Source organism: Gordonia sp. IEGM753 (assembly GCF_050321825.1).
Classification (GTDB): Bacteria; Pseudomonadota; Gammaproteobacteria; order Pseudomonadales; family Pseudomonadaceae; genus Aquipseudomonas.
Genome location: NZ_JBNQGB010000002.1, coordinates 552,128 through 578,541, shown reverse-complemented (window position 1 = coordinate 578,541; position 26,414 = coordinate 552,128). Strand labels below are relative to the sequence as shown.

General features: G+C 57.4%; 28 protein-coding genes. 20 read left to right on the top strand and 8 right to left on the bottom strand.

Going from position 1 to position 26,414, the window contains the following annotated elements; genetic code table 11:
• Positions 1-299 precede the first annotated feature (299 nt).
• The 4 genes from moaC to ACQR3R_RS15610 all read left to right on the top strand — a co-directional run bounded on the left by moaC (position 300) and on the right by ACQR3R_RS15610 (position 2,570).
• On the top strand, positions 300-791 hold the full coding sequence (moaC, locus tag ACQR3R_RS15625) for a cyclic pyranopterin monophosphate synthase MoaC (protein WP_428273433.1): 492 nt from the start codon (positions 300-302) through the stop codon (positions 789-791).
• Positions 788-1,030 carry a MoaD family protein gene (locus ACQR3R_RS15620; RefSeq protein WP_428273178.1) on the top strand — a complete coding sequence of 81 codons (243 nt, stop codon included), beginning with the start codon at positions 788-790 and terminating at the stop codon, positions 1,028-1,030. The genes moaC and ACQR3R_RS15620 overlap by 4 nt, the downstream gene beginning before the upstream one ends.
• 3 nt (positions 1,031-1,033) lie before the next feature.
• Positions 1,034-1,486 (top strand): molybdopterin synthase catalytic subunit MoaE, encoded by a 453-nt coding sequence (moaE, locus tag ACQR3R_RS15615; protein ID WP_428273177.1) that lies wholly within the window; start codon positions 1,034-1,036, stop codon positions 1,484-1,486.
• A 307-nt stretch (positions 1,487-1,793) separates the two neighbouring features.
• Positions 1,794-2,570 (top strand): lysine/arginine/ornithine ABC transporter substrate-binding protein, encoded by a 777-nt coding sequence (locus tag ACQR3R_RS15610; protein WP_428273176.1) that lies wholly within the window; start codon positions 1,794-1,796, stop codon positions 2,568-2,570.
• A gap of 75 nt (positions 2,571-2,645) precedes the next feature.
• Here ACQR3R_RS15610 and ACQR3R_RS15605 read toward each other — a convergent pair whose 3' ends face one another.
• Complete coding sequence (locus ACQR3R_RS15605) at positions 2,646-2,822, bottom strand: hypothetical protein (RefSeq protein WP_428273175.1); 177 nt, start codon at positions 2,820-2,822, stop codon at positions 2,646-2,648.
• Positions 2,823-2,972: 150 nt separating this feature from the next.
• Between ACQR3R_RS15605 and ACQR3R_RS15600 the strand changes: the two genes are divergently transcribed.
• From ACQR3R_RS15600 to cyoE, 6 genes are all read left to right on the top strand, one after another.
• Positions 2,973-3,482, top strand: coding sequence for a disulfide bond formation protein B (locus ACQR3R_RS15600; protein WP_428273174.1), 510 nt, complete (start codon positions 2,973-2,975; stop codon positions 3,480-3,482).
• An 812-nt stretch (positions 3,483-4,294) separates the two neighbouring features.
• Positions 4,295-5,242, top strand: a complete 948-nt coding sequence (cyoA, locus tag ACQR3R_RS15595; RefSeq protein ID WP_428273173.1) for a ubiquinol oxidase subunit II — start codon at positions 4,295-4,297, stop codon at positions 5,240-5,242.
• A gap of 3 nt (positions 5,243-5,245) precedes the next feature.
• Positions 5,246-7,276, top strand: a complete 2,031-nt coding sequence (gene cyoB, locus ACQR3R_RS15590; protein ID WP_428273172.1) for a cytochrome o ubiquinol oxidase subunit I — start codon at positions 5,246-5,248, stop codon at positions 7,274-7,276.
• A 3-nt stretch (positions 7,277-7,279) separates the two neighbouring features.
• Entirely contained in the window at positions 7,280-7,906 is a 627-nt protein-coding gene (locus ACQR3R_RS15585; RefSeq protein WP_054045508.1) for a cytochrome o ubiquinol oxidase subunit III, read from the top strand.
• On the top strand, positions 7,906-8,250 hold the full coding sequence (gene cyoD / locus ACQR3R_RS15580; protein ID WP_428273171.1) for a cytochrome o ubiquinol oxidase subunit IV: 345 nt from the start codon (positions 7,906-7,908) through the stop codon (positions 8,248-8,250). Before ACQR3R_RS15585 ends, cyoD begins: the two co-directional genes overlap by 1 nt.
• A gap of 11 nt (positions 8,251-8,261) precedes the next feature.
• Complete coding sequence (gene cyoE / locus ACQR3R_RS15575; RefSeq protein ID WP_428273170.1) at positions 8,262-9,149, top strand: heme o synthase; 888 nt, start codon at positions 8,262-8,264, stop codon at positions 9,147-9,149.
• Positions 9,150-9,346: 197 nt separating this feature from the next.
• On the opposite strand, the gene ACQR3R_RS15570 is transcribed toward cyoE, so the two are convergent.
• Positions 9,347-10,753 (bottom strand): aminotransferase class I/II-fold pyridoxal phosphate-dependent enzyme, encoded by a 1,407-nt coding sequence (locus tag ACQR3R_RS15570; RefSeq protein WP_428273169.1) that lies wholly within the window; start codon positions 10,751-10,753, stop codon positions 9,347-9,349.
• Positions 10,754-10,900: 147 nt separating this feature from the next.
• Between ACQR3R_RS15570 and ACQR3R_RS15565 the strand changes: the two genes are divergently transcribed.
• The 10 genes from ACQR3R_RS15565 to ACQR3R_RS15520 all read left to right on the top strand — a co-directional run bounded on the left by ACQR3R_RS15565 (position 10,901) and on the right by ACQR3R_RS15520 (position 20,176).
• Entirely contained in the window at positions 10,901-12,001 is a 1,101-nt protein-coding gene (locus ACQR3R_RS15565) for a hypothetical protein (protein WP_428273168.1), read from the top strand.
• Between the two features lie 42 nt (positions 12,002-12,043).
• Entirely contained in the window at positions 12,044-13,324 is a 1,281-nt protein-coding gene (locus ACQR3R_RS15560) for a hypothetical protein (RefSeq protein WP_428273167.1), read from the top strand.
• A gap of 47 nt (positions 13,325-13,371) precedes the next feature.
• Positions 13,372-13,869 (top strand): Atu1372/SO_1960 family protein, encoded by a 498-nt coding sequence (locus ACQR3R_RS15555; RefSeq protein ID WP_428273166.1) that lies wholly within the window; start codon positions 13,372-13,374, stop codon positions 13,867-13,869.
• 81 nt (positions 13,870-13,950) lie between these two features.
• Complete coding sequence (locus tag ACQR3R_RS15550; protein WP_428273165.1) at positions 13,951-14,418, top strand: cupin domain-containing protein; 468 nt, start codon at positions 13,951-13,953, stop codon at positions 14,416-14,418.
• A 227-nt stretch (positions 14,419-14,645) separates the two neighbouring features.
• The gene (yfcF, locus tag ACQR3R_RS15545; RefSeq protein ID WP_428273164.1) at positions 14,646-15,290 is read left to right on the top strand and encodes a glutathione transferase; all 645 of its coding nucleotides are present in this window, start codon (positions 14,646-14,648) and stop codon (positions 15,288-15,290) included.
• A 30-nt stretch (positions 15,291-15,320) separates the two neighbouring features.
• On the top strand, positions 15,321-16,661 hold the full coding sequence (locus ACQR3R_RS15540) for a KamA family radical SAM protein (protein WP_428273163.1): 1,341 nt from the start codon (positions 15,321-15,323) through the stop codon (positions 16,659-16,661).
• A 22-nt stretch (positions 16,662-16,683) separates the two neighbouring features.
• On the top strand, positions 16,684-17,556 hold the full coding sequence (locus tag ACQR3R_RS15535; RefSeq protein ID WP_428273162.1) for a branched-chain amino acid aminotransferase: 873 nt from the start codon (positions 16,684-16,686) through the stop codon (positions 17,554-17,556).
• 21 nt (positions 17,557-17,577) lie between these two features.
• Entirely contained in the window at positions 17,578-18,336 is a 759-nt protein-coding gene (locus ACQR3R_RS15530) for a TauD/TfdA family dioxygenase (protein WP_428273161.1), read from the top strand.
• A gap of 66 nt (positions 18,337-18,402) precedes the next feature.
• The gene (locus ACQR3R_RS15525) at positions 18,403-19,362 is read left to right on the top strand and encodes a diiron oxygenase (protein ID WP_428273160.1); all 960 of its coding nucleotides are present in this window, start codon (positions 18,403-18,405) and stop codon (positions 19,360-19,362) included.
• A gap of 13 nt (positions 19,363-19,375) precedes the next feature.
• Positions 19,376-20,176, top strand: a complete 801-nt coding sequence (locus tag ACQR3R_RS15520; RefSeq protein WP_428273159.1) for an MBL fold metallo-hydrolase — start codon at positions 19,376-19,378, stop codon at positions 20,174-20,176.
• A gap of 325 nt (positions 20,177-20,501) precedes the next feature.
• Here the strand turns inward: ACQR3R_RS15520 and ACQR3R_RS15515 are convergent, their stop codons facing one another.
• From ACQR3R_RS15515 to ACQR3R_RS15490, 6 genes are all read right to left on the bottom strand, one after another.
• On the bottom strand, positions 20,502-21,932 hold the full coding sequence (locus ACQR3R_RS15515; protein ID WP_428273158.1) for an aminotransferase class I/II-fold pyridoxal phosphate-dependent enzyme: 1,431 nt from the start codon (positions 21,930-21,932) through the stop codon (positions 20,502-20,504).
• Positions 21,933-22,150: 218 nt separating this feature from the next.
• On the bottom strand, positions 22,151-22,855 hold the full coding sequence (locus ACQR3R_RS15510) for a hypothetical protein (protein ID WP_428273157.1): 705 nt from the start codon (positions 22,853-22,855) through the stop codon (positions 22,151-22,153).
• A gap of 124 nt (positions 22,856-22,979) precedes the next feature.
• Positions 22,980-23,480: a DUF6622 family protein gene (locus ACQR3R_RS15505; RefSeq protein ID WP_428273156.1), complete on the bottom strand. Its 501-nt coding sequence runs from the start codon at positions 23,478-23,480 to the stop codon at positions 22,980-22,982.
• 79 nt (positions 23,481-23,559) lie between these two features.
• The gene (locus ACQR3R_RS15500; RefSeq protein ID WP_428273155.1) at positions 23,560-24,387 is read right to left on the bottom strand and encodes an ABC transporter permease subunit; all 828 of its coding nucleotides are present in this window, start codon (positions 24,385-24,387) and stop codon (positions 23,560-23,562) included.
• Positions 24,388-24,395: 8 nt separating this feature from the next.
• Positions 24,396-25,268, bottom strand: a complete 873-nt coding sequence (locus ACQR3R_RS15495) for an ABC transporter permease subunit (protein ID WP_428273154.1) — start codon at positions 25,266-25,268, stop codon at positions 24,396-24,398.
• Between the two features lie 10 nt (positions 25,269-25,278).
• Positions 25,279-26,391 carry an extracellular solute-binding protein gene (locus ACQR3R_RS15490; RefSeq protein WP_428273153.1) on the bottom strand — a complete coding sequence of 371 codons (1,113 nt, stop codon included), beginning with the start codon at positions 26,389-26,391 and terminating at the stop codon, positions 25,279-25,281.
• Positions 26,392-26,414: the final 23 nt, after the last annotated feature.

Below are 26,414 nucleotides of genomic sequence, written 5' to 3'. Positions count from 1 at the left end.
TCTACTGTGGGAGCGAGCCTGCTCGCGATGAGGCCCGCCCATCGAACAAGGATTTCTGGCAGACCGAGGTGTGGCCATCGCTGGCAGGCCAGCTCCCACGTTGGATCTGGGCAAGACTCAGGTTTTGTGAGCAAGAAAAATCTACTGTGGGAGCTAGCCTGCTAGCGAAGGCGTCATGTCAGCCAATATCAAACGTGACTGATACACCGCTTTCGCGAGCAGGCTCGCACAGGGGGATATGTAGTGAACCGATAATCAAGCGTGCGGAAATCTGACCCGCGGGTTTACAATCCAGGCTCCTGATCAGGAGTATCCCTGTGCTGACTCATCTCGATTCCCAAGGTCGCGCCAACATGGTCGACGTCACTGAAAAAGCCGTGACGTTCCGTGAGGCGACGGCCCAAGCCTTAGTGCGCATGCTGCCCGCAACCTTGCAGATGATCGTCAGTGGCGGCCATCCCAAAGGCGATGTATTCGCGGTCGCGCGCATTGCCGGCATTCAGGCAGCGAAAAAAACCAGCGACCTGATTCCTCTGTGTCATCCGCTGATGCTCACGGGTGTCAAAGTCGAACTGAGTGCCGAAGGCGACGACACGGTGCGCATCGTCGCGCGTTGCAAGTTGTCCGGGCAGACCGGTGTCGAGATGGAAGCGTTGACGGCTGCCAGTGTCGCGGCGCTGACTATTTACGACATGTGCAAAGCTGTTGATCGCGGCATGACCATCGAAAGCGTGCGGCTGCTGGAGAAGGTCGGCGGCAAGAGTGGGCATTTCCAGGCGGATCAGGCATGAACGTCACGGTGAGGTTTTTTGCCCGTTACCGTGAAGCGCTGGGCGTGGACTCGGTGGAAGTCGAAGGTAATTTCGCCACAATCGACGATGTACGTGAATTATTGGCGCGCCGCGACGGCAGCGAAGTATTGCGCGAGCAGAACCTGATGTGCGCTCGCAATGAAGACCTCTGCCAACTCGATGAGCCTGTTGTCGATGGCGACGAAGTGGCGTTTTTTCCGACCGTGACCGGAGGCTGATCCATGGCGATTCGCGTGCAGGTAGCGGCGTTTGATCCGGGCGCTGAAGTCAACGCCATGCACGCCGCCAATGTCGGCGTCGGCGCGGTGGTGAGTTTTGTCGGCTACGTACGCGACTTCAATGAGGGGCGAGAGGTGGCCGGAATGTTCCTGGAGCACTATCCAGGGATGACTGAAAAAGCCCTCGGCAAAATAGCGGTTGAGGCTGAGCAGCGCTGGCCGTTGCTCAAGCTGGAAGTGCTGCACCGCATTGGCGCCTTGGAGCCGGGCGAACCTATTGTTTTTGTCGGCGCCGCGAGCGCCCATCGCCAGGCAGCGTTCGATGCCTGCGCTTTTGTCATGGACTACCTGAAAACCCGTGCACCGTTCTGGAAGAAAGAGAACACCAGCGACGGCCCGCGCTGGGTGGAAGGGCGCGACAGTGATCACGCGGCGGCGGATCGCTGGAAGCAGTAAATCTTCATCGTTCTCGGGCAAGCCATCGCGAGCAGGCTCGCTCCCACAGTTGATCTTCATGAAAACAAATCTTGTGCACGACGAAGACCCACTGTGGGAGCGAGCCTGCTCGCGATGAGGCCATCCGCGCCACCCAAAAATCCTCTGATTTATCGCCCGACCATCGGGCGGCACAACTCAATTTGCCCGATTGACGACAAATACATAAAAGTCCAGTATGGAATTATAAGTACAAAAAAGACTTTTGCATGTGTTTAGCTGTTCCTCTGTCTTGCCAAAACCAACAACAACCCGCGAGAGAACGATCATGAAGAAACTTCCCCTCATCACCGGTCTGGCCCTGAGTCTGTTGGCCTGCAGCAGCGTGTTCGCCGCGGAAAAAACCCTGCGCATCGGCATAGAAGCGGCTTACCCGCCGTTCGCTTCCAAAACCGACAAAGGTGAAATCGTCGGTTTCGACTATGACATCGGCAACGCCTTGTGCGCGCAGATGAAGGTCAAGTGCGTGTGGGTTGAAGGCGAGTTCGATGGGCTGATTCCTTCGCTCAAAGTGAAGAAGATCGACATGGCGCTGTCGTCCATGACCATCAATGAAGACCGCAAGAAATCGGTCGATTTCACGCACAAGTACTATTTCACATCGTCGCGGCTGGTGATGAAGGAAGGCGCGGTAGTCGATGACCAGTACGCCAGCCTCAAGGGCAAGACCATTGGTGTGCAGCGGGCGACCACCACCGACCGCTATGCCACCGAGGTTTTCGAGCCCAAGGGGATTAACGTCAAGCGCTACAGCAATAACGAAGAAATCTACATGGACCTGGCGTCCGGGCGCCTCGATGCGATTTTCGCCGACACCATTCCATTGAATGACTTCCTGTCGATGCCGCGTGGCAAGGGTTATGCCTTTGTCGGGCCGGAACTCAAGGATCCCAAGTACGTGGGTGAGGGCGCCGGTATTGCTGTGCGTAAAGGCAATAGCGAACTGGTTTCGGAGCTGAACACCGCCATCGACGGCATTCGTGCCAATGGCGAATACCTGAAAATTTCCGAGAAATACTTCAAGTCGGATATTTACGGCGATTGATCAACAGCATCGCCAGCAGGCTGGCTCCCACAGTTGAGTGCATTCCAATTGGGGAGCCCGCGTGATCCGCTGCTCTTAATGCAGCCGCAGACGCACACCCATACCCACACCTACACCCACACCCATACCCACACCTACACCCACACCCACACCCACACCCACACCCACACCTACACCTACGCCTACACCCACACCCACACCTACACCCATACCCATGTGGGAGCCAGCCTGCTGGCGATGAGGCCCTGGCATTATTCAAATCCCTGGAAGTAGTCCGGATTTAATCCGTTCTTAACCCCCTTATCGTTTATTTCCCGACATCTACACCATGCGCCCCGGGCTCTCCAAGGTCCGGGCCAGCGTGTAGACTTGCGGTCAATCGATATCTGGAAGGGAAACGCAATGAGCGATGAAACGATGCGGTTGGGCCGTGAACGGCGCTACCTGGTATTGCTGGGCATCATCTGTCTGGCGCTGATCGGCGGCGCGTTGTACATGCAAGTGGTGTTGGAAGAAGCGCCGTGCCCGCTGTGCATCCTGCAACGTTATGCGTTGTTGTTTATCGCAGTATTCGCCTTCATTGGCGCGGCCATGCGCACCCGTCGCAGCATCACGATTTTTGAAACACTGGTGGTGATCAGTGCCTTGGCGGGCGTTGCAGTAGCAGGGCATCACGTTTACACGCAGTTCTACCCCGCGGTCAGTTGCGGTATTGATGTGCTGCAGCCGATTGTCGATGGTTTGCCACTGGCGAAGATCTTCCCGCTGGGCTTCCAGGTCGATGGGTTCTGCTCTACGCCGTATCCGCCGATCCTCGGCCTGTCGCTGGCGCAATGGGCCTTGGTGTCATTCGTGCTGGTGGTTGTGCTGGTACCGTTGTTGGTTTCGCGTAATCGCAAAGCGCTGCGCTGAGGTCGTCCTTCACTGCGACGTCACGTCAAAAAACGCCCCGGTCCTCTTCAGGAGGCCGGGGCGTTTTGCGTTTCAGGCAGTCAGTAAAAATACCGTGATGCGCGGCAAGCAGAGTTGCGACCCATGTGCGACATGTTGTCACACAGCAAGTGTCGCAAGGCGTTGCAAGAAGCCAAATCGGTGCACAGCAACACGCTGGGATTGGTCTGTTTTGGTGCTGATCGAATTAAGCGCCTGCATGCCCGAACATGCAGTTTTAACAGGCTCTGGCAAATTGCCGAAGCCCTTGTCACATGGGGCCTTGGGCAAGGTAGAGGTGCGCACTACAGCCTTCGATACTGTCTGAACTGGGTGCGGTAGACCTACTATTTTTGGTGTTTTTGTTGAGAATGGATTTCGATACCATGGCGCACTTTTGCAAAAACCGTTAATGATTGTTGCTGGAATCGATAAAAATTATTTCGGGATGAGACATGGTTTATAAAACGTTACATATCTACAATCGCCATCACTGAATTCCCGGCACTGCTCACCCCAGAGCAGAAAGGGTGTCGAGAAGCCTGATGGCTTCATACGGCTCCCCAGGTGTCGGTGCCTTCCCATTATCCGCACCAAATGGAATTGGTCTGTAACAAGGCCTTTGACCACGAATTCGAATAAGAACTCACCGCTGGCCCAGGATTTGTCGAACAGCGTCTGACGCGCGACGGGCAGCCCTTATTCAATCCAAGAAAAATGCCAACCCTTGGCAGGGTGAAGTGTTGGCGATCAAAACCCAACTGCATTGCGCAAGCTGCTTTAGAGGTCGTGAGATGAGTAAAAACAGGTACCCCAGACTACTAGGCTTATTGCCGCTGCTCGGCACGCTGTTGCTGGGAGGCTGCAACATGACCTTGCTTGATCCCACGGGCCAGGTCGGCCTGGACGAGCGAAACCTGATCATCACCGCAACGCTGCTGATGCTGTTGGTTGTTGTGCCGGTTATCGTCATGACGTTCCTGTTCGCCTGGAAATACCGCGCATCGAACACCGACGCTGTCTACACGCCGAAGTGGTCGCACTCCACCAAGATTGAAATCGCGGTGTGGGCTGTTCCGGTGCTCATCATCATTGCCCTGGGTTATGTCACCTACAAGTCGACCCACGCACTGGACCCTTACAAACCGCTGGAATCCGACGTCAAGCCGATCACCATTGAAGTGGTAGCGATGGATTGGAAGTGGCTGTTCATCTACCCGGAACAAGGCATCGCTACCGTCAACAAGATCGTGTTCCCGGCCAATACGCCGATCAACTTCAAGGTGACTTCGGACACCGTGATGAACTCGTTCTTCATCCCGGGCCTGGGCGGCCAGATCTACGCGATGGCGGGCATGCAAACCAAGCTGCACCTGATTGCCAACCGCAACGCTGAAATGGATGGCATCTCTGCCAACTACAGCGGCGCAGGTTTCACCGGCATGAAGTTCAAAGCAATTTCCACTTCCCAGGCCGATTTCGACACGTGGGTAAGTGATGTCAAGAAGGCACCTAAAAAGCTTGAAAAGGCTGAGTACGAAGCCCTTTCCAAACCAAGCCAGAACAACCCAGTAGAACTCTACTCCTCGTTCACACCAAACCTGTTCCAGATCATCGTCGACAAGTACGAAGGCATGAAACCGGGGCCGATGAAGATGGACCACGAGAAGAAAGAGCACGAAGTCGCCGCTATGGAAGGGATGGACATGAGCTCGCATTCAGCTGCCGGGGCAGAGGAGTAAACGATGTTTGGTAAATTAAGTCTGGAAGCGATTCCGTTCCACGAGCCGATCGTCATGGTGACTATTGCCATGATCGCGCTGGGTGGTCTGGCGGTCTTCGCTGCAATCACCTACTTCAAGAAGTGGACCTACTTGTGGACCGAGTGGCTAACATCGGTCGACCACAAGAAAATCGGCGTGATGTACATCATCGTGGCCATGGTCATGCTGCTGCGCGGTTTTGCCGACGCCATCATGATGCGTACCCAGTTGGCCATGGCCACCGAGGGTTCGCCTGGCTATCTGCCGCCTGAACACTATGACCAGATCTTCACCGCTCACGGTGTGATCATGATCATCTTCATGGCGATGCCATTCTTCACCGGCCTGATGAACCTTGCAGTGCCGCTGCAGATCGGCGCCCGTGACGTTGCCTACCCGTTCCTGAACTCCTTGAGCTTCTGGCTGCTGGTGTCCGGCGTGGTGCTGGTTAACGTGTCCCTGGGTGTCGGCGAATTCGCCCGTACCGGTTGGGTTGCGTATCCGCCGCTGTCGGAACTGGGCTACAGCCCTGGCGTAGGTGTGGACTATTACATCTGGGCGCTACAGCTGTCGGGACTCGGGACGACACTGACGGGGGTCAACTTCCTGGCCACCGTGCTGAAAATGCGTACCCCGGGCATGAAGTTGATGGACATGCCGATCTTCACCTGGACCTGCACCTGGGCCAACGTTCTGATCGTCGCTTCGTTCCCGATCCTGACCGCTACCCTGGCGTTGCTGACGCTTGACCGTTACATGGATTTCCACATTTTCACCAATGAACTTGGTGGCAATCCAATGATGTACGTCAACATGTTCTGGGCGTGGGGTCACCCCGAGGTTTACATCCTGATTCTGCCGGCGTTCGGGATATTCTCCGAAGTCATCTCGACCTTCTCCGGCAAGCGTCTGTTCGGCCACCACTCGATGGTCTACGCCAGTGGCGCGATCTCGATCCTGGGCTTCATGGTGTGGCTGCACCACTTCTTCACCATGGGTTCGGGTGCCAACGTCAACGCCTTCTTCGGCCTGGCGACGATGCTGATTTCGATCCCGACGGGGGTGAAGCTATTCAACTGGCTATTCACCATTTACCAAGGCCGTTTGCGCATCACCAGCCAGGTTCTGTGGACCCTGGGCTTCATGGTGACCTTCGCCATCGGCGGCATGACCGGCGTACTGCTGGCCATTCCAGGTGCGGACTTCGTACTGCACAACAGCCTGTTCGTGATCGCTCACTTCCACAACGTGATCATCGGCGGCGCGGTATTCGGTTACATCGCAGGCTTCAGCTTCTACTTCCCTAAAGCGTTCGGCTTCAAGCTGCACGAAGGTTGGGGCAAGGCAGCATTCTGGTTCTGGATCACAGGCTTCTTCGTTGCATTCATGCCGCTCTACGTACTGGGCTTCATGGGCATGACCCGTCGTCTGAACGCCACCACCAACCCTGAGTGGGTGCCTTACCTGCACGTTGCATTGTTCGGTGCGGTATTGATCGCCATCGGCATTGCCTGCCAGCTGATCCAGCTCTACGTCAGTGTGCGTGATCGCAAGCTGCCGCAGAACATGTGCGACGCCGGTGACCCGTGGAATGCTCACACGCTGGAATGGTCGACCTCGTCGCCACCACCGTTCTACAACTTTGCCGTACTGCCGAAAGCCGAAGGCATCGACCCGTTCACCGAGGCCAAGGAAAACGGTACTGCGTACCAGGCTCCAGCCAAGTACGAGCCGATCCACATGCCAAACAACACCGCGACCGGTCTGGTCATGGGTGCTCTGTTGACCGTGTTCGGCTTCGCAATGATCTGGCACATCTGGTGGATGGCCATCTTCGGTCTGGTCGGCACTGTTGTGTACTTCGTGATCCACGCTGCACGTGATGATCAGGGCTATATGGTGCCGGTCGATGTCATCGAGCGCATCGAAGCCGAGCAGCACAAGCGTCTGGTAGAGGCCAAAGCAATTCCGGCCAACGCCACCCGTGTTGAAACCTCGTTGGAACAGGCTTAAACCATGTCGAACTTAGTGACCAATGCTGGACACACCCATGTCGATGAACATGGGCACGATGACCATCACCACGACTCGGGCGAGATGACCGTATTCGGTTTCTGGCTCTACCTGATGACCGACTGCATTTTGTTTGCGTCGATCTTCGCGGTGTACGCGGTACTGGTTAACAACGTAGCGGGTGGCCCGTCGGGCCACGACATCTTCGAACTGCCTTACGTGCTGGGCGAAACCGCCTGCCTGTTGCTCAGCTCGATCACCTACGGCTTCGCCATGCTGGCGTTGTTCAAAGGTAACAAGAAAGCGGTATTGGGCTGGTTGGCCATCACCTTCCTGTTCGGTCTGGGCTTTATCGGCATGGAGATCAACGAGTTCCACATGCTGATCTCCGAAGGCTACGGTCCGAACCGCAGCGGCTTCCTGTCCGGGTTCTTCACCCTGGTCGGCACCCACGGTCTGCACGTGACCAGCGGCCTGATCTGGATGGCGATCATGATGTATCAGGTCAATAAGCACGGCCTGACGTCGACCAACAAAACCCGCTTGAGCTGCCTGAGCCTCTTCTGGCACTTCCTGGACGTTGTGTGGATCTGCGTCTTCACCGTTGTTTACCTGATGGGGACTCTGTAATGGCTAACGCACACTCCCACGATGGTCACGATAGTCATGACGCCGGCCACGGTAGCGTCAAGTCTTACGCCATCGGTTTCATCCTGTCGGTCATCCTGACGATCATTCCTTTTGGCCTGGTGATGTACCCATCGCTGCCGAAAGTGTGGACGTTGTGGATCGTACTGGCCTTCGCAGTGATCCAGGTGCTGGTGCACCTGGTGTACTTCCTCCACCTGGACCGCTCTGCTGCCCAGCGTAACAACGTGATTGCGTTTGTGTTCGCTGCGATGGTGATCGTTCTGCTGGTTGGCTTGTCGCTGTGGATCATGTTCAGCATCCATCACGTCATGATGGCGCACTGAGGAAAGTCCGGATGTCCTTTAAGCACTTTATCCAAATCACCAAACCGGGGATCATTTTCGGTAACGTGCTTTCTGTGGCAGGCGGGTTTTTCCTGGCCTCGAAAGGGCATGTCGATCTGGCCATCTTCCTGGCAGCAATGATCGGCACGTCCCTGGTAGTGGCCTCTGGTTGCGTGTTCAACAACTGCATCGACCGCGACATCGACCTGAAGATGGAACGCACCAAGAACCGGGTGCTGGTACAGGGCTTGATCTCCCTGAAACTGGCCCTGGCCTTTGCGACCGTACTGGGTGTTGCCGGCGTTGTGTTGTTGTACAAAGTGGCAAACCCGTTGGCCGCGCTGTTTGCGGTGATCGGTTTTGTCATCTACGTCGGCTTCTACAGCCTGTACCTCAAGCGCAAGTCGGTTCACGGCACGCTGGTGGGCAGCCTGTCGGGCGCCATGCCACCGGTGATCGGCTACGTTGCGGTCACCAACAGCTTCGACATGGCCGCATTGACGTTGCTGGTGATGTTCAGCCTGTGGCAGATGCCGCATTCCTACGCCATCGCGATTTTCCGCTTCAACGATTACCTGGCCGCATCGATTCCGGTGTTGCCAGTGAAGCGCGGTATCGAAGTGGCCAAGAAGCACATCCTGCTCTACATCCTGGCCTTCCTCGTGGCGACCTTGATGCTGACCTTCAGTGGTTACGCCGGCATGAGCTACCTCGCCGTCGCCGCCGCCATGGGCATGTACTGGTTGTACATGGCCTGGACCGGTTACAAAGCGGTGGATGACACGGTCTGGGCACGTAAGCTGTTCGTGTTCTCGATCTTCACCATCACCGCGTTGAGCGTCATGATGTCCCTGGACTTCAAAGTGCCGACCGAGCTGTTGCTGACGTACGCGCCTTAAGATTCAGCGCTGTCAAAAAGCCCCGCCTTCGAAAGAAGCGCGGGGCTTTTTGTTGTGGGTTTTCTGCTGGGCCGGGGTGGCGCAATCGCGAGCAGGTTAGCTCCCATACTGGATTGGCGTTGTCGCTAAGCTTGAGCACAACGCTGGCCCCTGTGGGAGCGGGCCGCGAATGGGTTGACGCGGTTTACCAGCAAAGCTCAGCGCCCCAGCAACCGGAAGAATCGCTCCCGCACCTGGCTGTTGTCGCTGTGCGCCACGTTGAAACGCAGGAACTGGCTGGCGTCCGGCGCTTTGCTGAGCAAGGTGCCAGGGGCCAATACGAGGTCGTTTTCCAGGCCTTTCAATGCCAGCGTTTCGGCATGCTGCCCTTCCGGTAACCGAGTCCAGATGAACAGCCCTTCATGCGGCAGCGACGACACTGAACACCCTGCCTCGACCAGCCAACGGGTCACGCGGCTGCTCGACTCGTAAAGTCGATCCACGGTACGCCGCGTATGTTTGGCGTAACTGCCATCACTGAGCATGGTGCACACAATCTGCTCGGCCAATTCAGAGGTCATGCCACCGCAGGCCATTTTCAGGGTGGTCATGCGTGCTGCCAATTGCGGCGACAACACCGCGAAGCTGACACGGCTATTGGCCGTCAGGGTCTTGGAAAAACCGGAGACGTAGCTGACATTGTCCAGCCCGCCCGCTGCCAGGCGTGGCGTGGTTCGTTGCTGCAAGTCGCCATACAAATCGTCTTCGATAATATGAAAACCATAGCGGTGGCTCAGCTCCAGCAGCCGGTAAACCTGCGCTGGTGAGAACGAGTGGCCAGTGGGGTTGTGCAGGGTGTTGTTGGTCATGTAGAGCACGGGGCGATGGGCGATCAGCAATTGCTCGAAGGCTTCCAGGTCCATGCCGTCAGTGCCGCGGTGGTGGGTGATGACCTTGGCCCCGTGCAAGGCCAGGTTGGTGTGCATGGTGAAGTAACACGGATCGTCGAGCAGCACCGTGTCGCCGGGTTTGATCAGCAAGCGCATCAGCATGTCGATGGCTTGAACCGTGTTGGCGGTGGTGATGACCTGGTCCACCGGTACCTCGATGCCAATGGACGCTAGCTTTACCCGCAACGCCTCGCGCAACGGCGGATAACCGGCAGCAACTCCGTACTCGCCCATGCGCAGCGAGGTGGCGCGCAACGTGCCGCGCACCGCTTTCAGCAACTCATCGGCCGGCAACCACGAAGAAGGCAGAAATCCGGCACCCGGACGTAGCGCACCATTGTCCAGCAGCACCGCACGACGTACCACGCTGAGTGTGTCCTGGGGTTGCAGGTCGGGGCCGGCATCGGTGTTGGTGGTGTTGGAACGGTGTACGTAATGCCCCGAGCCCTGGCGTGAAACCACCAGGCCTTTGGCCCGTAAGCGGTCCAGAGCGTCAACCACCGTGGATTTACCCACGTTGAGCAAATCGGAGAGTTCGCGGATCGGCGGTAACCGGGAGCCATGAGGCAAGCCACCCTGATTGATCGCCACCGACAACTGATCGACGATTTGCTGCACCAGCGGCACACCCGGCTGGAACTCGATAGCGGCGATCACTGCACGCTGCACCTGCATTTTACTGGTCTCTCTGGCAGTAAAGTTCGTTCGATTCTATACGAACTTGCCCTGATGCAAACAAGCGTCTCTCACTACCATCGCCTTAAGACTTATTTGATTGTTCGCGATTATCGCCAGAGCAATCGCTGGTTTTTGAGGTACTGCATGAGTGTTCAAACAACGGTCGCCGTCGCCAAACCGGTGATTAACATTCGCTTATTCGTCATCCGGATCATCACCGCGGTGTCGCTGTTTGCAGTGTTGGGCAAGGCGAACGTCTGGCTCGATACCGCCACCAACAGCATTCTTGCCCTGGGTTATCGGGCCTTGCTGCTGTTACTGCCACTGACCTTGCTGGTGTTGGGCCGTCGCTCCCTGAGTGTGACGCTGATGTGCGCGGCACTGGGGCTGGTGTTGCTGGCAGTTACCCGCAACGAGGGCATGGTGATGTTCGCCGCTGCCTTGTTTGCCTACGGCATTGCGATTGCCGGTTACCTGATCAAAAGCGAAGCCGCCCAGACCAAGGAAGGTGCCGCCTACAACCGCGTTGCAATGAACATGGGCAGCCTGGTCGCCGGGCTGATCCTGTTGTGGCCACTACTGACGCCCACCCTGTTTTTTCTCGGTGCTGCAGGTTTTGTCCTGTTGTGCCTGCCGTTTGCCATGGGCGCGACGTTCAGCACCCAACCGGTGGTTACGCGTGCGATTAATCAGGAGGGCAGTGGCTGGCGCAACAAACTGCCGTGGGTCATCGCCGGCCTGATCATGGGGATCAAGCTGTTCGGCGTATTTTCGATACTGCCGCAGGCAATCCTGCTCGAGACCGGCGAGTTACCCGCCTGGTATGGCTTGATGCTGATTCTCAACAGCGCCGTGGTGGTCTTGGCCCAGGTCCCGGTGATGAAGCTGATTGAACGCACCGGCCGCTTCAAGGTGTTGACCGTGATCGGGATCATCATCGGCGGTTTTGCGGTGCTCTCGTCGCCGGCCGCTTTCCACGTCGAAACCCTTATCGGCGCACTGATCTGGGTGGCATTGCTGTCGGTCGCCGAGTGCGCGTTCAGCTACCTCGATTACTTCTCCGTCAAACAAAACAACATGTTCGTCAAGGAAGTGTCGCTTGGCGTCGGTGCCGGACTGACGGTGCTGGTCATGCGCGTCGTGCCCGCACCTTACAACGCGTTGTTGCTGGCTGCCATTGGCGCGGGCGGGATGCTGGCCTGGTACTGGCTCAACCGTAAATCCAACGCGGCCCTGCACGACTGAATCATCGGATCTGCGTTTTTTACTCCACCGTTCGGAGGCTTCATGAACACCACGTCATGCGTAGTAGTGGTCGGGTACAACGGCAATCGTGTCAACGATATCCAGAAGCTGCGTGACCTTTGCAAGACGCTTTATAACGCCCGGCTGATCCTGGTGGTCGAGCGGATTCAACCCAACGATGAGCAAGTGGCCGATCACGTCTGCAGCACGTCGCTTGAGCCCATTGATGTGGCGGATTCCCTGGAATGGGTGGCCGGTTGCCTGAGCGCCGATTGCTGGAACCTGATCGGTGTGTTGCCGTTTTCCGACCGTGGCGTGCTGCTCGGCGCAGCGTTGGCAACCCACTATGGGCTGCCCGGAATCACCCCGGGCAGTGCACGCGCAGGATTGGACAAACAGATTTTCCGCAAGCTGGAAGCAAACGCCAACAGCGCTCCGGCAGATTACCGGCCGGTGTTTTCCGCTCGCATCGACAGCCTGTCGGAGCTGCGCCAGCGAGTGGTCGAACTGGGCGGCAAAGCCTTCATCAAACCGGCCAACGAAGGCGCAAGCCGAGGTTGCCGGGTCATTCATCATCCCTCCGAGTGCGAAGAAGCCTGGCAGGCACTCAAACCCTATCGCGAGGGTGGGATCGTTCTCGAAGAGTTGATTCAGAACGCCCGCGAGTACAGCTGGGATTACGTCGCCGGCAGTACATGGGTGACCGAAAAAACCACCACTGATGGAGCTTATCGCGCAGAAATCCAGCAAGTGGTGCCGGCGCCGCTCGCGGCCGATGTGCATGCCCGGCTGGCGGCTGCCGGGCGGCACATGTCGCAGTTGGTGTCGCTGGATAACGGTGCCTACCACAACGAAGTGTTCCTGCGTGACGACGGTCTGACGTCGGCGGTGGAAACCAACATGCGCCCGGGCGGCATGCATATCTGGGATTTGGCGCGCCTTGCGTTCGTCGATTTCGACCCGTGGGAACGCTGGGTCAGGTGGGCGGTTGAGGGCACGACCGACCATCACGACCCCGTCGCTCGCGGCTATTGCGGTATTCGCCTGCTGCGTGCACCGGTCGGCGGCCTGCTGCGCGACGTCGCGGACATCGAAACCCTGGCCCACGAACTGAACATCGAAGTGGTGGAGGCGGTTTACACCAAGCGTCTCGGCGACTCGGTCACGGCATTGGTGCAGGACAACACTTCATTCATCGGCCACATCGTGCTGTTCAATGTGGACTACGCACAGCTCAGCAACGACCTGCTGCGCTTGGCCGAGGCAATCGAATCGCGCGTCGAGGTGACTTGTCTGCCAGTGCCGGCCAGAGCCGTGTGCTGAGTACAGGGACAGCCGTTTTTGCATTATTGATTAAGAGGGTTAGGTAAATGATCGGGCAAAAAATGACGTGCGATGAACGCTTTATCGCCCTGGCCAAAGAGCTGGACTATGACATTTACGGCGAGAACACCGCGGGCGGGCATTATGCGCCGCTGGTGCGGCATCACGACGAGCTCTACCTCAGCGGCCTGGTGCCGCGCATGAGCGGCAAAATCCAGTACCCCGGGCGAGTCGGGCTGGAACTGAGCCTGGCAGATGCTCAAGCGGCCGCCAGTATCAGCGCCATGCGAGGGCTGGCCCTTATCGTTGATGCCATCGGTTCGCTGGACAAAATAAAATCGCTGATACGGATCAATGTTTACGTTAAGTCCACCGCGGATTTTGTCGACCTGAGCGAAGTTGCAAATGGTGCATCCGATGTTTTCAGCCATGTATTAGGTGACGCGGGAAAACACACAAGGACCACGGTCGGTGTTTATCAGTTGCCAAAAAATGCCGCGGTAGAAGTTGATATGATCGTGGCGTTGCGGCCGTCGGTATTGTGATTGTTAGTTGTTCGGCTTTACAGGCTTAAATTGTTGGCTTAGTGTCGAAGACTTAAGTAGGCAATGGATGAGTGTTCGCGGATGAATAACGTTCAAGGTGTTTTTTTTCCTTATAAAGAGTTTCGCCAAAGCCTGCATGAACCACAGCACGGTGCGCGCGTGTGGACCGAGGGTGAGCTGGTGGCCATGCGTCAAAAACTGGCAACCAGCGAGGTCGACATCGTAGCGTTGGCCCACGACGAAAGCATCGAAGGTTGCCGGTTGACGCCAGGGATGGCGGTGTCCATGCAATGGTTGATCCCGGGCTCTGCGCTGCAGGGTCATGTCCATTGCTGGTGGCACATTTTTGTCATTCAGGCGGGTACTGGGACATTAACCCTCGACGATGAAGCCCCCGTAATCATTGGTCAAGGCGATGTTTTGCTGGTGCCGGCGTGGGCTCGGCACGGTTTCGTCAACACCAGCAGCACGGAGCCGCTGGCGATGTTGAACATGAGCAATATGCCGCAAATGGCGTTGCTCTCGAGCAGCGCGGGCGCCAGGGGTTGATCGCCTCGCCCGGATAAAACAGTTTCAGTTGCGCCTTAGGGAGTCTGCTTTCGCAGCCTCCCTTTTTTTATGTCCGGTCATTCCCTCCATGCCCCGTCGGCCAGTGACCGGGTCGACTTCCTGTATCCGTAGAAACAGACATTTTCTGTATCTGTTCAGCGCTTAATCAACTAACTACGATCGTTTCCAATGCAGCGAATTGAAGTAACAGCTCAAGGGAGTGTTCTATGGATAGTACAAAGCTAACGCTGTACGTCGGTGCGGATTTTGTCAGCGCATTTGCAATGTCGGCTTTTGTTGGGTTGAAAGAAAAGCAACTTTCATTTGAGGTGGTTACGCTGGATTTAAAGTCCCGAGAAAACTATCAGGCAAGTTATCGGGATCTATCACTGGCGTGCAAAGTACCCACGCTAGTTCATGAAGGATTCGCCTTGTCGGAGTCTTCGGCGATTGCCGAATACCTGGACGAGATCGCGCCAGGCCATCAAAAACTCCTGCCGCAAGACATCAGGCACCGCGCCCGTGCCCGTCAGTTGCAGGCTTGGTTGCGCAGTGATTTGCTGGTGATACGCAAAGAACGCCCAGCCGACCTGATCTATTTCGGCAAGAAAGATAACCCGTTGTCCGACGAAGCCTTGGCTGCCGTAGACCGCTTGTTCTATGTCGCCGACCGGTTACTGGCCGGCGGCGCGGAGCATCTGTTCGGTGCCTGGAGCATCGCCGATACCGACCTGGCAATCATGCTCAATCGATTGGTGGCCAATGGTGACCACGTTCCCGCACGGCTCGCAGCGTATGTGCGCCGGCAGTGGGACCGCGACAGCGTTCGGGCGTGGATGGACATGGAGCGCACAGCGCCAGCCGTTCAGTAACCACGCCGGGAAATCACAAGGAGCGCTGTCATGCAGGGACTGTCGGAACACCCAAGATACAAACCCTATAACTCACGCAGCATTCGGGAGACGCCGTATTGGCAGAAACTCACCCCGGCGCTGCAGGAAGCCATGGATGTCGTGGCGCGGGTCATGCCGTTTCGCACCAATGAATACGTGTTGGGCACATTGATCGACTGGGACAACATCCCGGATGATCCGATTTTTCGCATGACTTTCCCGCACCGGGACATGCTGCTGCCAGACGAATATGCATCGCTCAAGCAACTGATCGATGCGCATGACACGGTCGCCATCAAGCGTCGGATCGAGGCGATCTGGCTGCGCATGAACCCGCATCCGGCCGGGCAATTGACCCACAACGGCGTCACGCTCAACGGCAAGGTGTTGCCGGGAATTCAGCACAAGTACCGCGAGACCGTGTTGTTTTTCCCCGGTGCCGGCCAAACCTGCCATGCGTATTGCACCTTCTGTTTTCGCTGGGCGCAATTTATCGGTGAGGAAGAGCTGAAGTTCAACGCGCGCGAATCCCAGGAACTGGTGGACTACTTGCGGGTGCACACCGAGGTCACGGATGTGCTGATCACGGGCGGTGATCCGATGATCATGAACACTCGCTCGCTGGCCGGATACATTGAGCCGCTGCTTGAATTGCCGCACCTGAAAAGTATTCGCATCGGCACCAAATCCGTCGCGTATTGGCCGCAACGGTTCGTCACCGACAAGGATGCCGACGAATTGCTCGCGCTATTCCGCCGGATCGTTGCGGCGGGAAAGCATCTGTCGATCATGGGTCATTACAACCACCCGGTAGAGATCCGCCAGGACATCGCTCGCCACGCCATAGAGCGTATTCGTTCGACCGGGGCAACCTTGCGCATGCAGGCGCCGGTCATTCGGCACATCAACGAGAACCCTGCCGACTGGGCCGCGCTCTGGACCGAAGGCGTGCGCCTTGGTGCGGTGCCTTATTACATGTTCGTGGAGCGCGATACCGGGCCCAGCCATTACTTTGCGATGCCGCTGGCGCGGGCATTCGAGATTTTCCAGGCTGCCTATCGCACCGTTTCCGGATTGGCGCGCACGGTTCGCGGCCCCTCCATGAGCACCTTCTACGGCAAGGTCTTGATCAACGGTATCGAGAGGGTTGCCGGAGAAAAAGTCTTCGTATTGCAGTTCCTCCAGGCTCGCAACCCGCAGTGGGTACTACGTACTTTTTACGCACGCTTCGATCCATATGCCACCTGGTTCGATGAGTTGAAGCCGGCGTTCGGCGAACACTCGTTTTTCTTCCAGGACGAGCCTGTGGCGGCACCCGAATTGATACCCGTGTTGCTCGAGATGGCGTAGGGCGATTTATAAGGAGATAACGATGCGCAGCATCCCGTTTGATCAGCGAGAAGGTTTTATCTGGCTCGACGGCGAGTTTGTCGAGTGGTCCCAGGCGCGTCTGCATGTGCTGACCCATGGCCTGCATTACGCGAGCACGGTGTACGAAGGCGAGCGGGTTTATAACGGCAAGATTTTCAAACTGCGCGAGCACACTGAACGGCTGTATCGCTCGGCGGCCATGATGGATTTTGTGATGCCCTTTGCGCTTGAAGTGTTGGAGGAGGCCAGTCATGAACTGCTGCGACGCAACAACGTGGTCGACGGATATGTGCGGCCGGTGGCGTGGCGTGGCAGTGAAATGATTTCGACGTCGGCCCGTTTCAATCGTGTGCATGTAGCCATCGCTTGTTGGCAGTGGCCGAACTACTTCGACCCGGCGGGGCACATGGCGGGTATTCGCCTGAAGACTGCAACCTGGCGTCGCCCGCCACCCGAAAGCAGTCCTTTCGAAGCCAAGGCTTCCGGGCACTACCAGATCGCCACGCTGAGCAAGCACGACGCGGAGAACAACGGCTATCACGATGCCTTGATGCTCGACTGGCGCGGCCACGTTGCCGAAGCCACCAGCGCCAATGTGTTTTTCGTCAAGGGCCGGACGCTGCACACACCAGTGCCCGATTGTTTTCTGAATGGCATCACCCGCCAAACCGTCATCGAACTGGCCGCGGTGCTGGATTACCAGGTTGTCGAGCGCACCATTCTTCCTACAGAGCTGGGTGACTTCGATGAGTGTTTTCTGACGGGCACTGCCGCGGAAATCACCCCCGTGCAAAGCATCGATCAACAGCGCTATCAGCCGGGCAGCGCTTGCCGCGAATTTATTGCCGCTTACACCTCAACCGTTAACGCCTGATAAACAGCCAGGAATTTCACCATGTCAGATCAAGGGATTGTTGCGTCTAAACCGTACGTTTCACTGCGCCATCGCCATCAAGAGTTGTCGGAGCGCGGCTGGACCGTGCTGACGCCCGACGAGTTTGCCGACGATGTGCTCGGCACATTGCTTGAGTTCGGCCCGATCATTCCGCAGTTCAACGGCCAGACCGCTTTTGCCATTACGCGTAAACCGGGTTACGAAGATTTGCCGTATTCGCAAAGCATGAACGGCATCGGTCCGCATACCGAAGCGCCGGTGTATGGGCCTCCGCCGCGTTACCTGGCGTTGCATTGTCATCAGCAAGCCACGTGCGGCGGAGGTCACACCGGTCTGGTTGACGGTATCGAGTTTCTGGCGTCTCTGGAGCACAGCGATCCCGAGTTGCGCGAGTGGATCGACGACACGCCGGTGGAGTTCGTCGCCACCGCTAAACCGGGTGAAGCGGCGCAACGTCGGGTCAAGGAGTACATCCTTACGCCTACAGAGGCCGGGGACATTTTCCGCTTCAGCTACAACCAGTTTCACTACGGCGATGTGAACCCTTCCAAGGAGGATCTGCAGCACTCCCAGGTCACGAACAGTGCTTCACCGCTTGCCAGGTTTGCAACGCTGGGCGAGGCGTATTTCGTGCAGCACAACACGCCAGTGCTGATTCCCGACGGTTGCATGCTGATATGGGACAACTGGCGAATGATCCACGCACGCAGTCGTTACACTGACCCGGCGCGTAACCTGACCCGCTATTGGCTGGCCTGATCAATCTGTCGCCCTACATTTAATCGGCGTACCCCGCGTGGGTACGCGTCTTACAGGTAATTCGTTATGCCAACTGCAATCGAGATCGCCAAGGTCGATCATCAACTGATCGTGCGACTCAATCAGGCGTGGACCAAAAGGGCCACGGTGTGCTCGCCGGACAAAATGATGGTCAGCGAAGCGTTTGATCCGGCGCGCCCGGATTATCCAGAATGCATGGTGCCGTTTTTTCATCACCCCAAATTCCAGGCCTTGAGCGATGAACTCAAAAGTACCGTCGTGACCTGGGGCTGGATCGGCTACAACCTGCGCACCGTGACCGCCGAAGAGCATGTAGTGAACCCGGCGTTAAGCGTCATTGCCAATCAGTACCTGGGCAAGGACGACTGGCATTTTCGTGAGGCCATGCAACAGACTTTGATCGATGAGCACTACCACACGCTCATGCATTTGCGGGCTATCGAGCGCACTAAGGAGGAACGTGCGCTGGATCAGGATCTGGATTTACCGCCGTCCGTGACTTACCTGCGACTGCAAGCCCTGCGTGAAGAGTTGCCCGAACAATGGCAGCGTGATCTGGCCGCAATCACCTTCGCGGTGGTGGCCGAAATCAGTGTTAACGCTTACCTGGATTTGCTGGCGGACGATCAAAGCATCCAGCCACAAAACCGCCGTGTGGCCGAACTGCATAACCGCGATGAATACGCCCACAGCAAGGTACTGGCTGAAGTGGCGAAGGTCATGTACGCCAATATGCAGCCGCTGCAGCGGGAATTTTTCGCACGCAACCTGTCGGTGGCACTGAGTGCATTTATCGCTCAGGACTACACCATGTGGGAGGCAATTCTGACGCAGTTGGGGGTCGCCGATGCGGCGTTGATCATTGCCGACACGCGTGAGAGCAACAAGAACGCCACCATCATGCGCGACTACAGCGGCCTGCATCGTCTGGCGCAGGACCTGGGGATTACCGATTCGATCGACTTCGATTTCCGGCCCACCCTCAACGCTGCCGCAATGGCCTGACCTGGAGTTGCTCATGACTGTTCCCGTGTACGAAGTATTCGCCATCCGTGTCGGCGCCAATGCCCAGCGCACCGCCCGGGAGAACTTTCTTTACGACGCCTGCTGCGGTGATCCGAACGCTGCAATGCCACTGGATTATTACTTCTGGGTGATCCGCAACGAGCAACAGGTGATTGTGGTCGACACCTGTTTTCAACCGGCCACGGCCGATCGACGCAACCGTCAGATGTATCGTTTGCCGGAAGAGTCGCTGCGCCAACTGGACATTGATCCGGCGCAGGTCGACAACCTGATCCTCACGCATTTGCACTGGGATCATGCTGGCAACCTGGGGTTGTTTCCGAAGGCGACCGTGCACCTGCAAGAAGCCGAGTTACGCTTCTGCACCGGGCCGAAAATGGCCCATCGCACGGTGAATAAAACCTATGAGGTGGATGACGTCATGTCGGCGCTGCCACCCCTGTTCGAAGGCCGGATGCGTTTGCACACCGGCACCGTCGAAGTGGTGCCTGGCGTGACTCTGCACGCGGTGGGTGGACACACACCCGGCAGCCAGGTGGTGCGAGTGGCGACAGCGCGCGGGTGGATTGTGCTGGCCTCGGACGCTGCGCATTTGTGGGTGAATATTCGCGAGCGCAGCCCGTTTCCGATTATTGATGACCTGGCGCAGACATTGGAGGCATTCAGTGTGATCGATAGCCTGGCCGACAGCGAAGACCACGTTATCCCAGGTCACGACCCACTGATCGCGGAGCGTTTCCCGCACTGGAATAACGATCCGCACATCATCTGTCTGCACCAGAACCCGGTCTGAAAATCACCTTCAATTCCTGTGACCGCTACATTCAGCATCATTTTTTCCAGGCACGCCGCCATCGCGAGCAATCTCGCTCCACACTGGATGAGTGGTTGTGCACTGTCCTTGTGGGAGCCGGGCTTGCCCGCGATGAGGCCGGCACATTCAGCATCATTGTTGCCAGGCACGCCGCTTTCGCGAGCAAGCCCGCTCCCACACTGGATGAGTGTTTGTGCACTGTTCTTGTGGGAGCCGGGTTTGCCCGCGATGAGGCCGGCACATTCAGCATCATTGTTGCCAGGCACACCGCCATCGCGAGCAATCTCGCTCCCACAGATATGCGTTAACCCTGTTTTTTCAGCAGCTGGCCCAGCGTTGCCAGGGCTTCATCGATTTTCGGCGAATACGGAGCACCGCAGCCAAGTCGCACGAAGTGCGTGAAACGCTTGGCGTTGGAAAAGATATCCCCAGGCAAAATCTGGATCCCTGCCTTCAAGGCTTCATGGAAAAACACCATGGATGCGTGTTGCGGTGGCAACTCAATCCATAACAGGGTGCCGCCGCGCGGGTTGGTCACGCGGGTGCCGGCCGGAAAGTACCGGGTGATGGCAGCACTCATCTGTTGGCGTTGGTGCGTCAACGTTTTGCGCAGACGACGCAAGTAACGTTCATAAGAGGGCGTTCTCATGAACTGGCTGACGGCCAGTTGCGACAACACCTCGCAGCCACGGGTTTGCGTGTGCTTGAGCATTTCGACGCGGTCATGCCAGCGGCCTGCGCTTATCCAGCCCAGGCGGATGCCGGGCGCCAGGGTTTTATTCAGCGATGCGCAATAAATCAGGTTATCGGTGCGGTCCCAGTGCTTGAGCGTGGACAACGGTTGCTCGGTGTCGACCAGGTCGCCGTAGGTGTCGTCCTCGATCAGCACCGTGCCGTGCTCTGCGCACAGTTGCACCAGCCGTGCCTTGTTCGCGTCGGGCATGATGCTGCCCAACGGGTTTTGCAGATTGGGAATCACGATCAGTGCTTGAATCTTTTCAGGGCCTGTCAGCAACTGTTCAAGTGCAAACAGGTTGATCCCTGAATGCGCGGTCGCCGGCACTTCCAGCACCCGCAGGTTCAGGCTCTCGAGAATTTGCAGCAGGCCATAAAACGTCGGGGATTCCACGGCTACCGTGTCGCCCGGATGCGTCACGGCGCGCAAGGCCAGGTTGATTGCTTCAGTGGCCCCGTTGGTAATCACTATCCGCTCCGCTGTCAGGTTGGATTTTGCGGCGAGTGCCCGTCTCGCAAGAATGCTGCGCAACGCACTGTTACCGCAGGTCGAGCCCGGCGTGCCGAGCAAATGCTGGTCGTGACGCAGTGCCTTGGTCATGTGATCTTGCAGCGTTTTCAGCGGATAGAGTTCCGGCGCGCAAAAAGCACTGGCGAAATTGACCTTGATTGTTGCGCGTTGGGCGGCCTTGAGCACGGATGACACTTGCTCATGAATGCCCACATACACACCGGAATCGAGTGGTGCAGGGGGGACGATCAGAGCGGGTTTGGGAGGGGTATCTGGCAAGCGGATGTAGTTGCCGGAACGCGGGCGAGCTTCCAGCACACCATAGTCTTCGAGTTCGCGGCACACCTGCACCGCCGTCGACAGGCTGACAGCGTGTTTTTCCATCATCAGCCGAATCGATGGGAAGCGCTCCCCGGTTTTCAGGGTGCCACTGCGAATGGCGTCCAGATAATGGTGGGCCAGCTGACGATAAAGGGGCGTTGTGTTCATGATGACCTCAGCAAACGCACCACTGAGGTCTTGGGCTGGAAAGTGAGTTGACGCTCCCTGCAGGCGGACCCGTGGTGCTCAAGGGTTAAGGGAAAGGTTTTCTGGCGTCGATACTGGAAGAGTAATCGCGGTTTTGCCTGAATCGCGGGCAATAAAAAGCCCCGCTCTAGGGCGGGGCTTCTGGGGCGGTGCGCTGGGCGCGCCGCTGAAAGGCAGGTTTATTGCGCAGCGATGCTGTAGCCCTCGAAGGCCGTTTGCTGTTGCAGTGCGGTGATGATGTTTTTGCGGTTGACTGCGTGTTCCGCACCGCTGTTGTCGAGGAAGGTCTCGCTTTCCAGTTCTGCTTCTTCGCCTTCACCGACGAAGGCAAAACCCAGGAACTCCAGCGCTTCACGGTCAACGTTCAGTCGCGAGCGCGGGGTGCGCAGCGGCAAGGTCACGCTGATCCCATCCTTGCTGATGGTGAACACTTCAAGGTCTTTCTTGGCGCGCGCAACCTTGCTTTTGCCACTGTTCGGGTTGCTGATGGCTTGATGGGTCTGGTTCAGCACTTTCAGCGCAAGGCCATAAACCAGCTCCTGAAACGCCGGATCATCCTTGAAGCTGGAGAGAATACGGCTGATCGGGAACTTGCTGCTCAAATCCTCAAGGGCGGCGATGTCGGCTGCCTCGGCGTCCTTGAGCTGTTTGAGTTCGCCCATCAGTTCGTAGGCTTTATCGTCATCGAAGCTGTCATGAGCCTGACGAATTGCGGCGCGCAACTCGCGGATCTGGTCGCTTTCACGAGTTGACTGGAAAGCGTCCAGGACCATCTCGCTGATGTTCTTGGCCTGCGGCGCATGCTGTGAAAGATTGATGGAGTTTTCGTATTCCGCTTTGGACGACAAGGTGACTACGGATTCGGCGGTATTGGAATCTGACATTGAAATTTCACTACTTCATTAACTTGAGTTGAGGCGAGAAAGCACAGGGCCTTTTCAGGTCGCCTAATCTATTGGACCGAGACTACGTTGTCACGGCCCAACAGGCCAACGGACAAAAGAACGCCTACGCGGGGGCAGCCATCAACGACCGCATCGCCTGATAAAACCTGACTGAGCGTCCACAGAACACACCGCTGGCAAAGCCTGAGGCACAGGCCTTGGACAGCACCATTGTCAGCGTGGCCGAATGCTGCGGGTCAACCTCGGCTTCATAGCCGAAGTAATAGTTCACCGCGAAAAACAGCCAGTAGATGACCAGGGTTTTTGCCGTACCCGGTATCACCAGGCCGGTTCGCGCCTGATCGAGTTCGAGTCCTTCGTGTGAAAAAATCACCAGTGCAACCAGGCCGCCCGCGCACACGGCAGCCAGCCAGCAACTGATTGATAGCGAGGGATTGAACGTCAGATTCAACGAGTACAGCGACCAGCCGAGCAAAATTGGCGGGGTGATCAGCAATGAGGTTTTGCTTTCGCGGGTCGGGGAGAGGGCTTTGATGCCGAAATAACAGAGCAACAAAAAAACCGCGTAAACCCACAGAGGGGTGTTTTGCAGGGTATTGAGCATTGTGCAGCGTCCGTGCCGAAAAGAGGTGGGGATAATAGCCGGTGCGGCCGTCATGCCGTCGACTATTACCCCGACCTTATCAAGGGTGCAGGAGCTTTTGAGCGCGTTTGTCCGCCAGGTGCTGAAACACCAGCCGGGCAATCAGTACCAGCAGCGTGATCGAGATCAGCAGCACCGAGATGGCGGCAACACTTGGGTCGACGTTATCGCGCAAGCCGCTCCAGATTCGCTTCGGCAGCGTATCGACGTTGACGCTGGTGATGAACAGCGTCACCGCGACTTCTTCCCACGACAAGGCGAATGCCAGCAGCGCGGTGGAAGCGATCCCCAGTTTCAGGTTCGGCAGGATGACCATGAACGTGGTTTGCATCAGGCTGGCACCCAGGTTGCGAGAGGCCAGTTCGATGCGTCGATCAATCTGGCTGAGGGCAACCAGCATCGTCACCACGCCATACGGCACCACCATGATGACGTGGGCAATCACTACGCCGGTCAAGGTGTCGTAACCGATTCCCGGTGCAAATCGCCCCAGTTTGGTTTCCATGAAGTACAGCACCAGTGCCGAAATCACCGGTGGAATGGCCATCGGCAACAACACCAGGCCGATCAGCGCGGTGGCCAGTTTAGAGCGCATGTACCAGATGCCGAGGCTGAAGCTGGCGGCCAGCAGCGTGGCGATAATGCTGGTGGCGAAGGCAATGGTCAGGCTCTGGCTGATGGCATTGAACCAGTCGGGATTGCTGACCAGCGCTTCGTAGTGACGCAGCGACCAGTTGCCTTCCGGCATCGACAGGAAGCGTTTGCTGGTGAAGGACACCGGAATGACCGTCAGCAGCGGAAACAGCATGAAGGCCATGGCGATCACGGCCAGCAGCCGGGTACTCAGGCTTGTGCGATGGGTGTTCATAAGTAACCTCAGCCGACCAGTCGGTTCACGCGGGTGATTTTCAGCAACACCCAGATCAGTGCGCTGACCAAGGCCAGCAACACCACACTGAGCGCCGCGCCCAAGCCCCAGTTACTGGTCTGGAACATTTGCAGGAACACGTATTCGGCGATCATTACTGTTTGCCCACCGCCCAACAGCACCGGGGTGATGAAGAAGCCCAGGCAGAACACGAACACCATGATGAAAGCACCCAGCATGCCCGGCAGGGTTTGCGGCAGCAGCACTTGCCAGAACGTACGCAACTTTCCGGCGCCCAGGCCGCGTGATGCCATCAGGATGCGCTGATCGAGTTGGCGCATGCTCGACAGCAACGGGAACACCGCGTACGGGATCATCACGTGGAGCATGCCGATGACCACGCCGATTTCATTGCGACTCAACTGCAAGGGTTGATCGATCAGCCCCATGCCCATCAATCCTTGGTTGAGCACGCCATTGCTGCGCAGGGCGATCAACCAGCCAAATGCCCTGACCAACACCGAAATCCAGAACGGAATGAAGATGCAAATCTCCACCACGCGTTGCCAGAACGGCGGGCTGAACACCCAGCAATAAGCCAGCAGATAACCGATCAGCAACGCAAGGACACTCACGGTCATGCACAGGCGCAAGGTGCGCCAGAGCATTTCGTGTATCGCAGGATCGGTGGCGATACGCTGGTATTGCTCGATGCCCGTTGTCGGCATGGTGAAGCTCCAGCCCACTACTCCCAAAAATGGCAGCACGTAGAAAATCAGCAGCAACACCGGCAGCGGGAACAACAGCAAACCACGCTCCAGCCCCGGCGAACTGAACCGGGGTTTGGGTGTGGCGAGGGTTGAGGTCAGGGTCATAGTCATGGTCGATGGCTCACTTGGACAGCCGTGTCAGGTACGTTTCCAAGGCCTTCGTGTAATTGTCGGCGTACCACTGTGCATTCAGCGCGATCTGTTTTTTCAGGTTGTCGACCGACCCGCAGTTGGCCTCCAGCTGTTCGGCAGACATCAGCTTTTCAGTGGCGCTGTTGGACGGGCCGTTGCCCAGCAGTTCAAAGAGCTTGAGCTGGCCTTCAGGTTGCAACGCTTGCTGGATGAACTGCATGGCCGGTTGCGTGCCAGCGGGGTTACCTTGCAGCACGGCCCAACTGCTGGAGTTGATGAAGCCGTTGTCGAAGCTCCAGCGCACACGGTTATCGGTGTCTTCGGCGAGCAGTTTGGCGCGGGTATGCCAGATAGCACCCACCGACACTTCGCCATCCACCATCAGTTGCTGGCTCTCGGCGCCTGAACTCCAGAACGACAATACGTGGGGTTTGATTTCGTCGATCTTGGCCATCGCCCGTGGCACGTCCAGTGGATACAGCTGATCGGCCGGTACGCCATCTGCCAGCAACGCGGCCTCAAGCATCCCGTTCATCCACTTGTACAACGTGCGCTTACCCGGGAATTTCTTGACGTCCCAGAAATCGGCCCAGGTTTTTGGACCGTTTTCGCCGAATTTTTTGCTGTCCCACGCCATCACGTAGCTGAACTGATAGCTGGCGATGCCGAAATCCGAGGACAGTGCCGGCGCCACCAGGTCACGCTTGATCACGTTGTAGTCCAGCGGTTGCAGGATTTTTTCGCGGCCCAGCACGAGGGCGCTGTAGCTCTCGACGTCAACCACGTCCCAGCTCGGTTGGCCGCTGGCGAGTTGCGAGCGAATAGCGCCCTCGGTCGGGCCGGCGCCGTCAATGCGAACCTGAATGCCGGTGTTTTTGGTGAAGGTTTCGGTCCACGCCGAGCGGAACGCGTTCAGCGCATCGCCGCCCCAGTTGACCACCACAAGCGGCTTGTCGGCCGACCAACTGATGCCGCTGCGCAAGGCCAGAGGCACTGCGGCCAACAGGCCCATGGCCTGCATGAAAGTGCGGCGGTTGATCTGGCCGCCACGGGCTTTTTCGATAAGCACTTCAATACAGTCGCGTTGATGATCCAGGCTCATGGGCACGTCCTCAATCGGCGGGT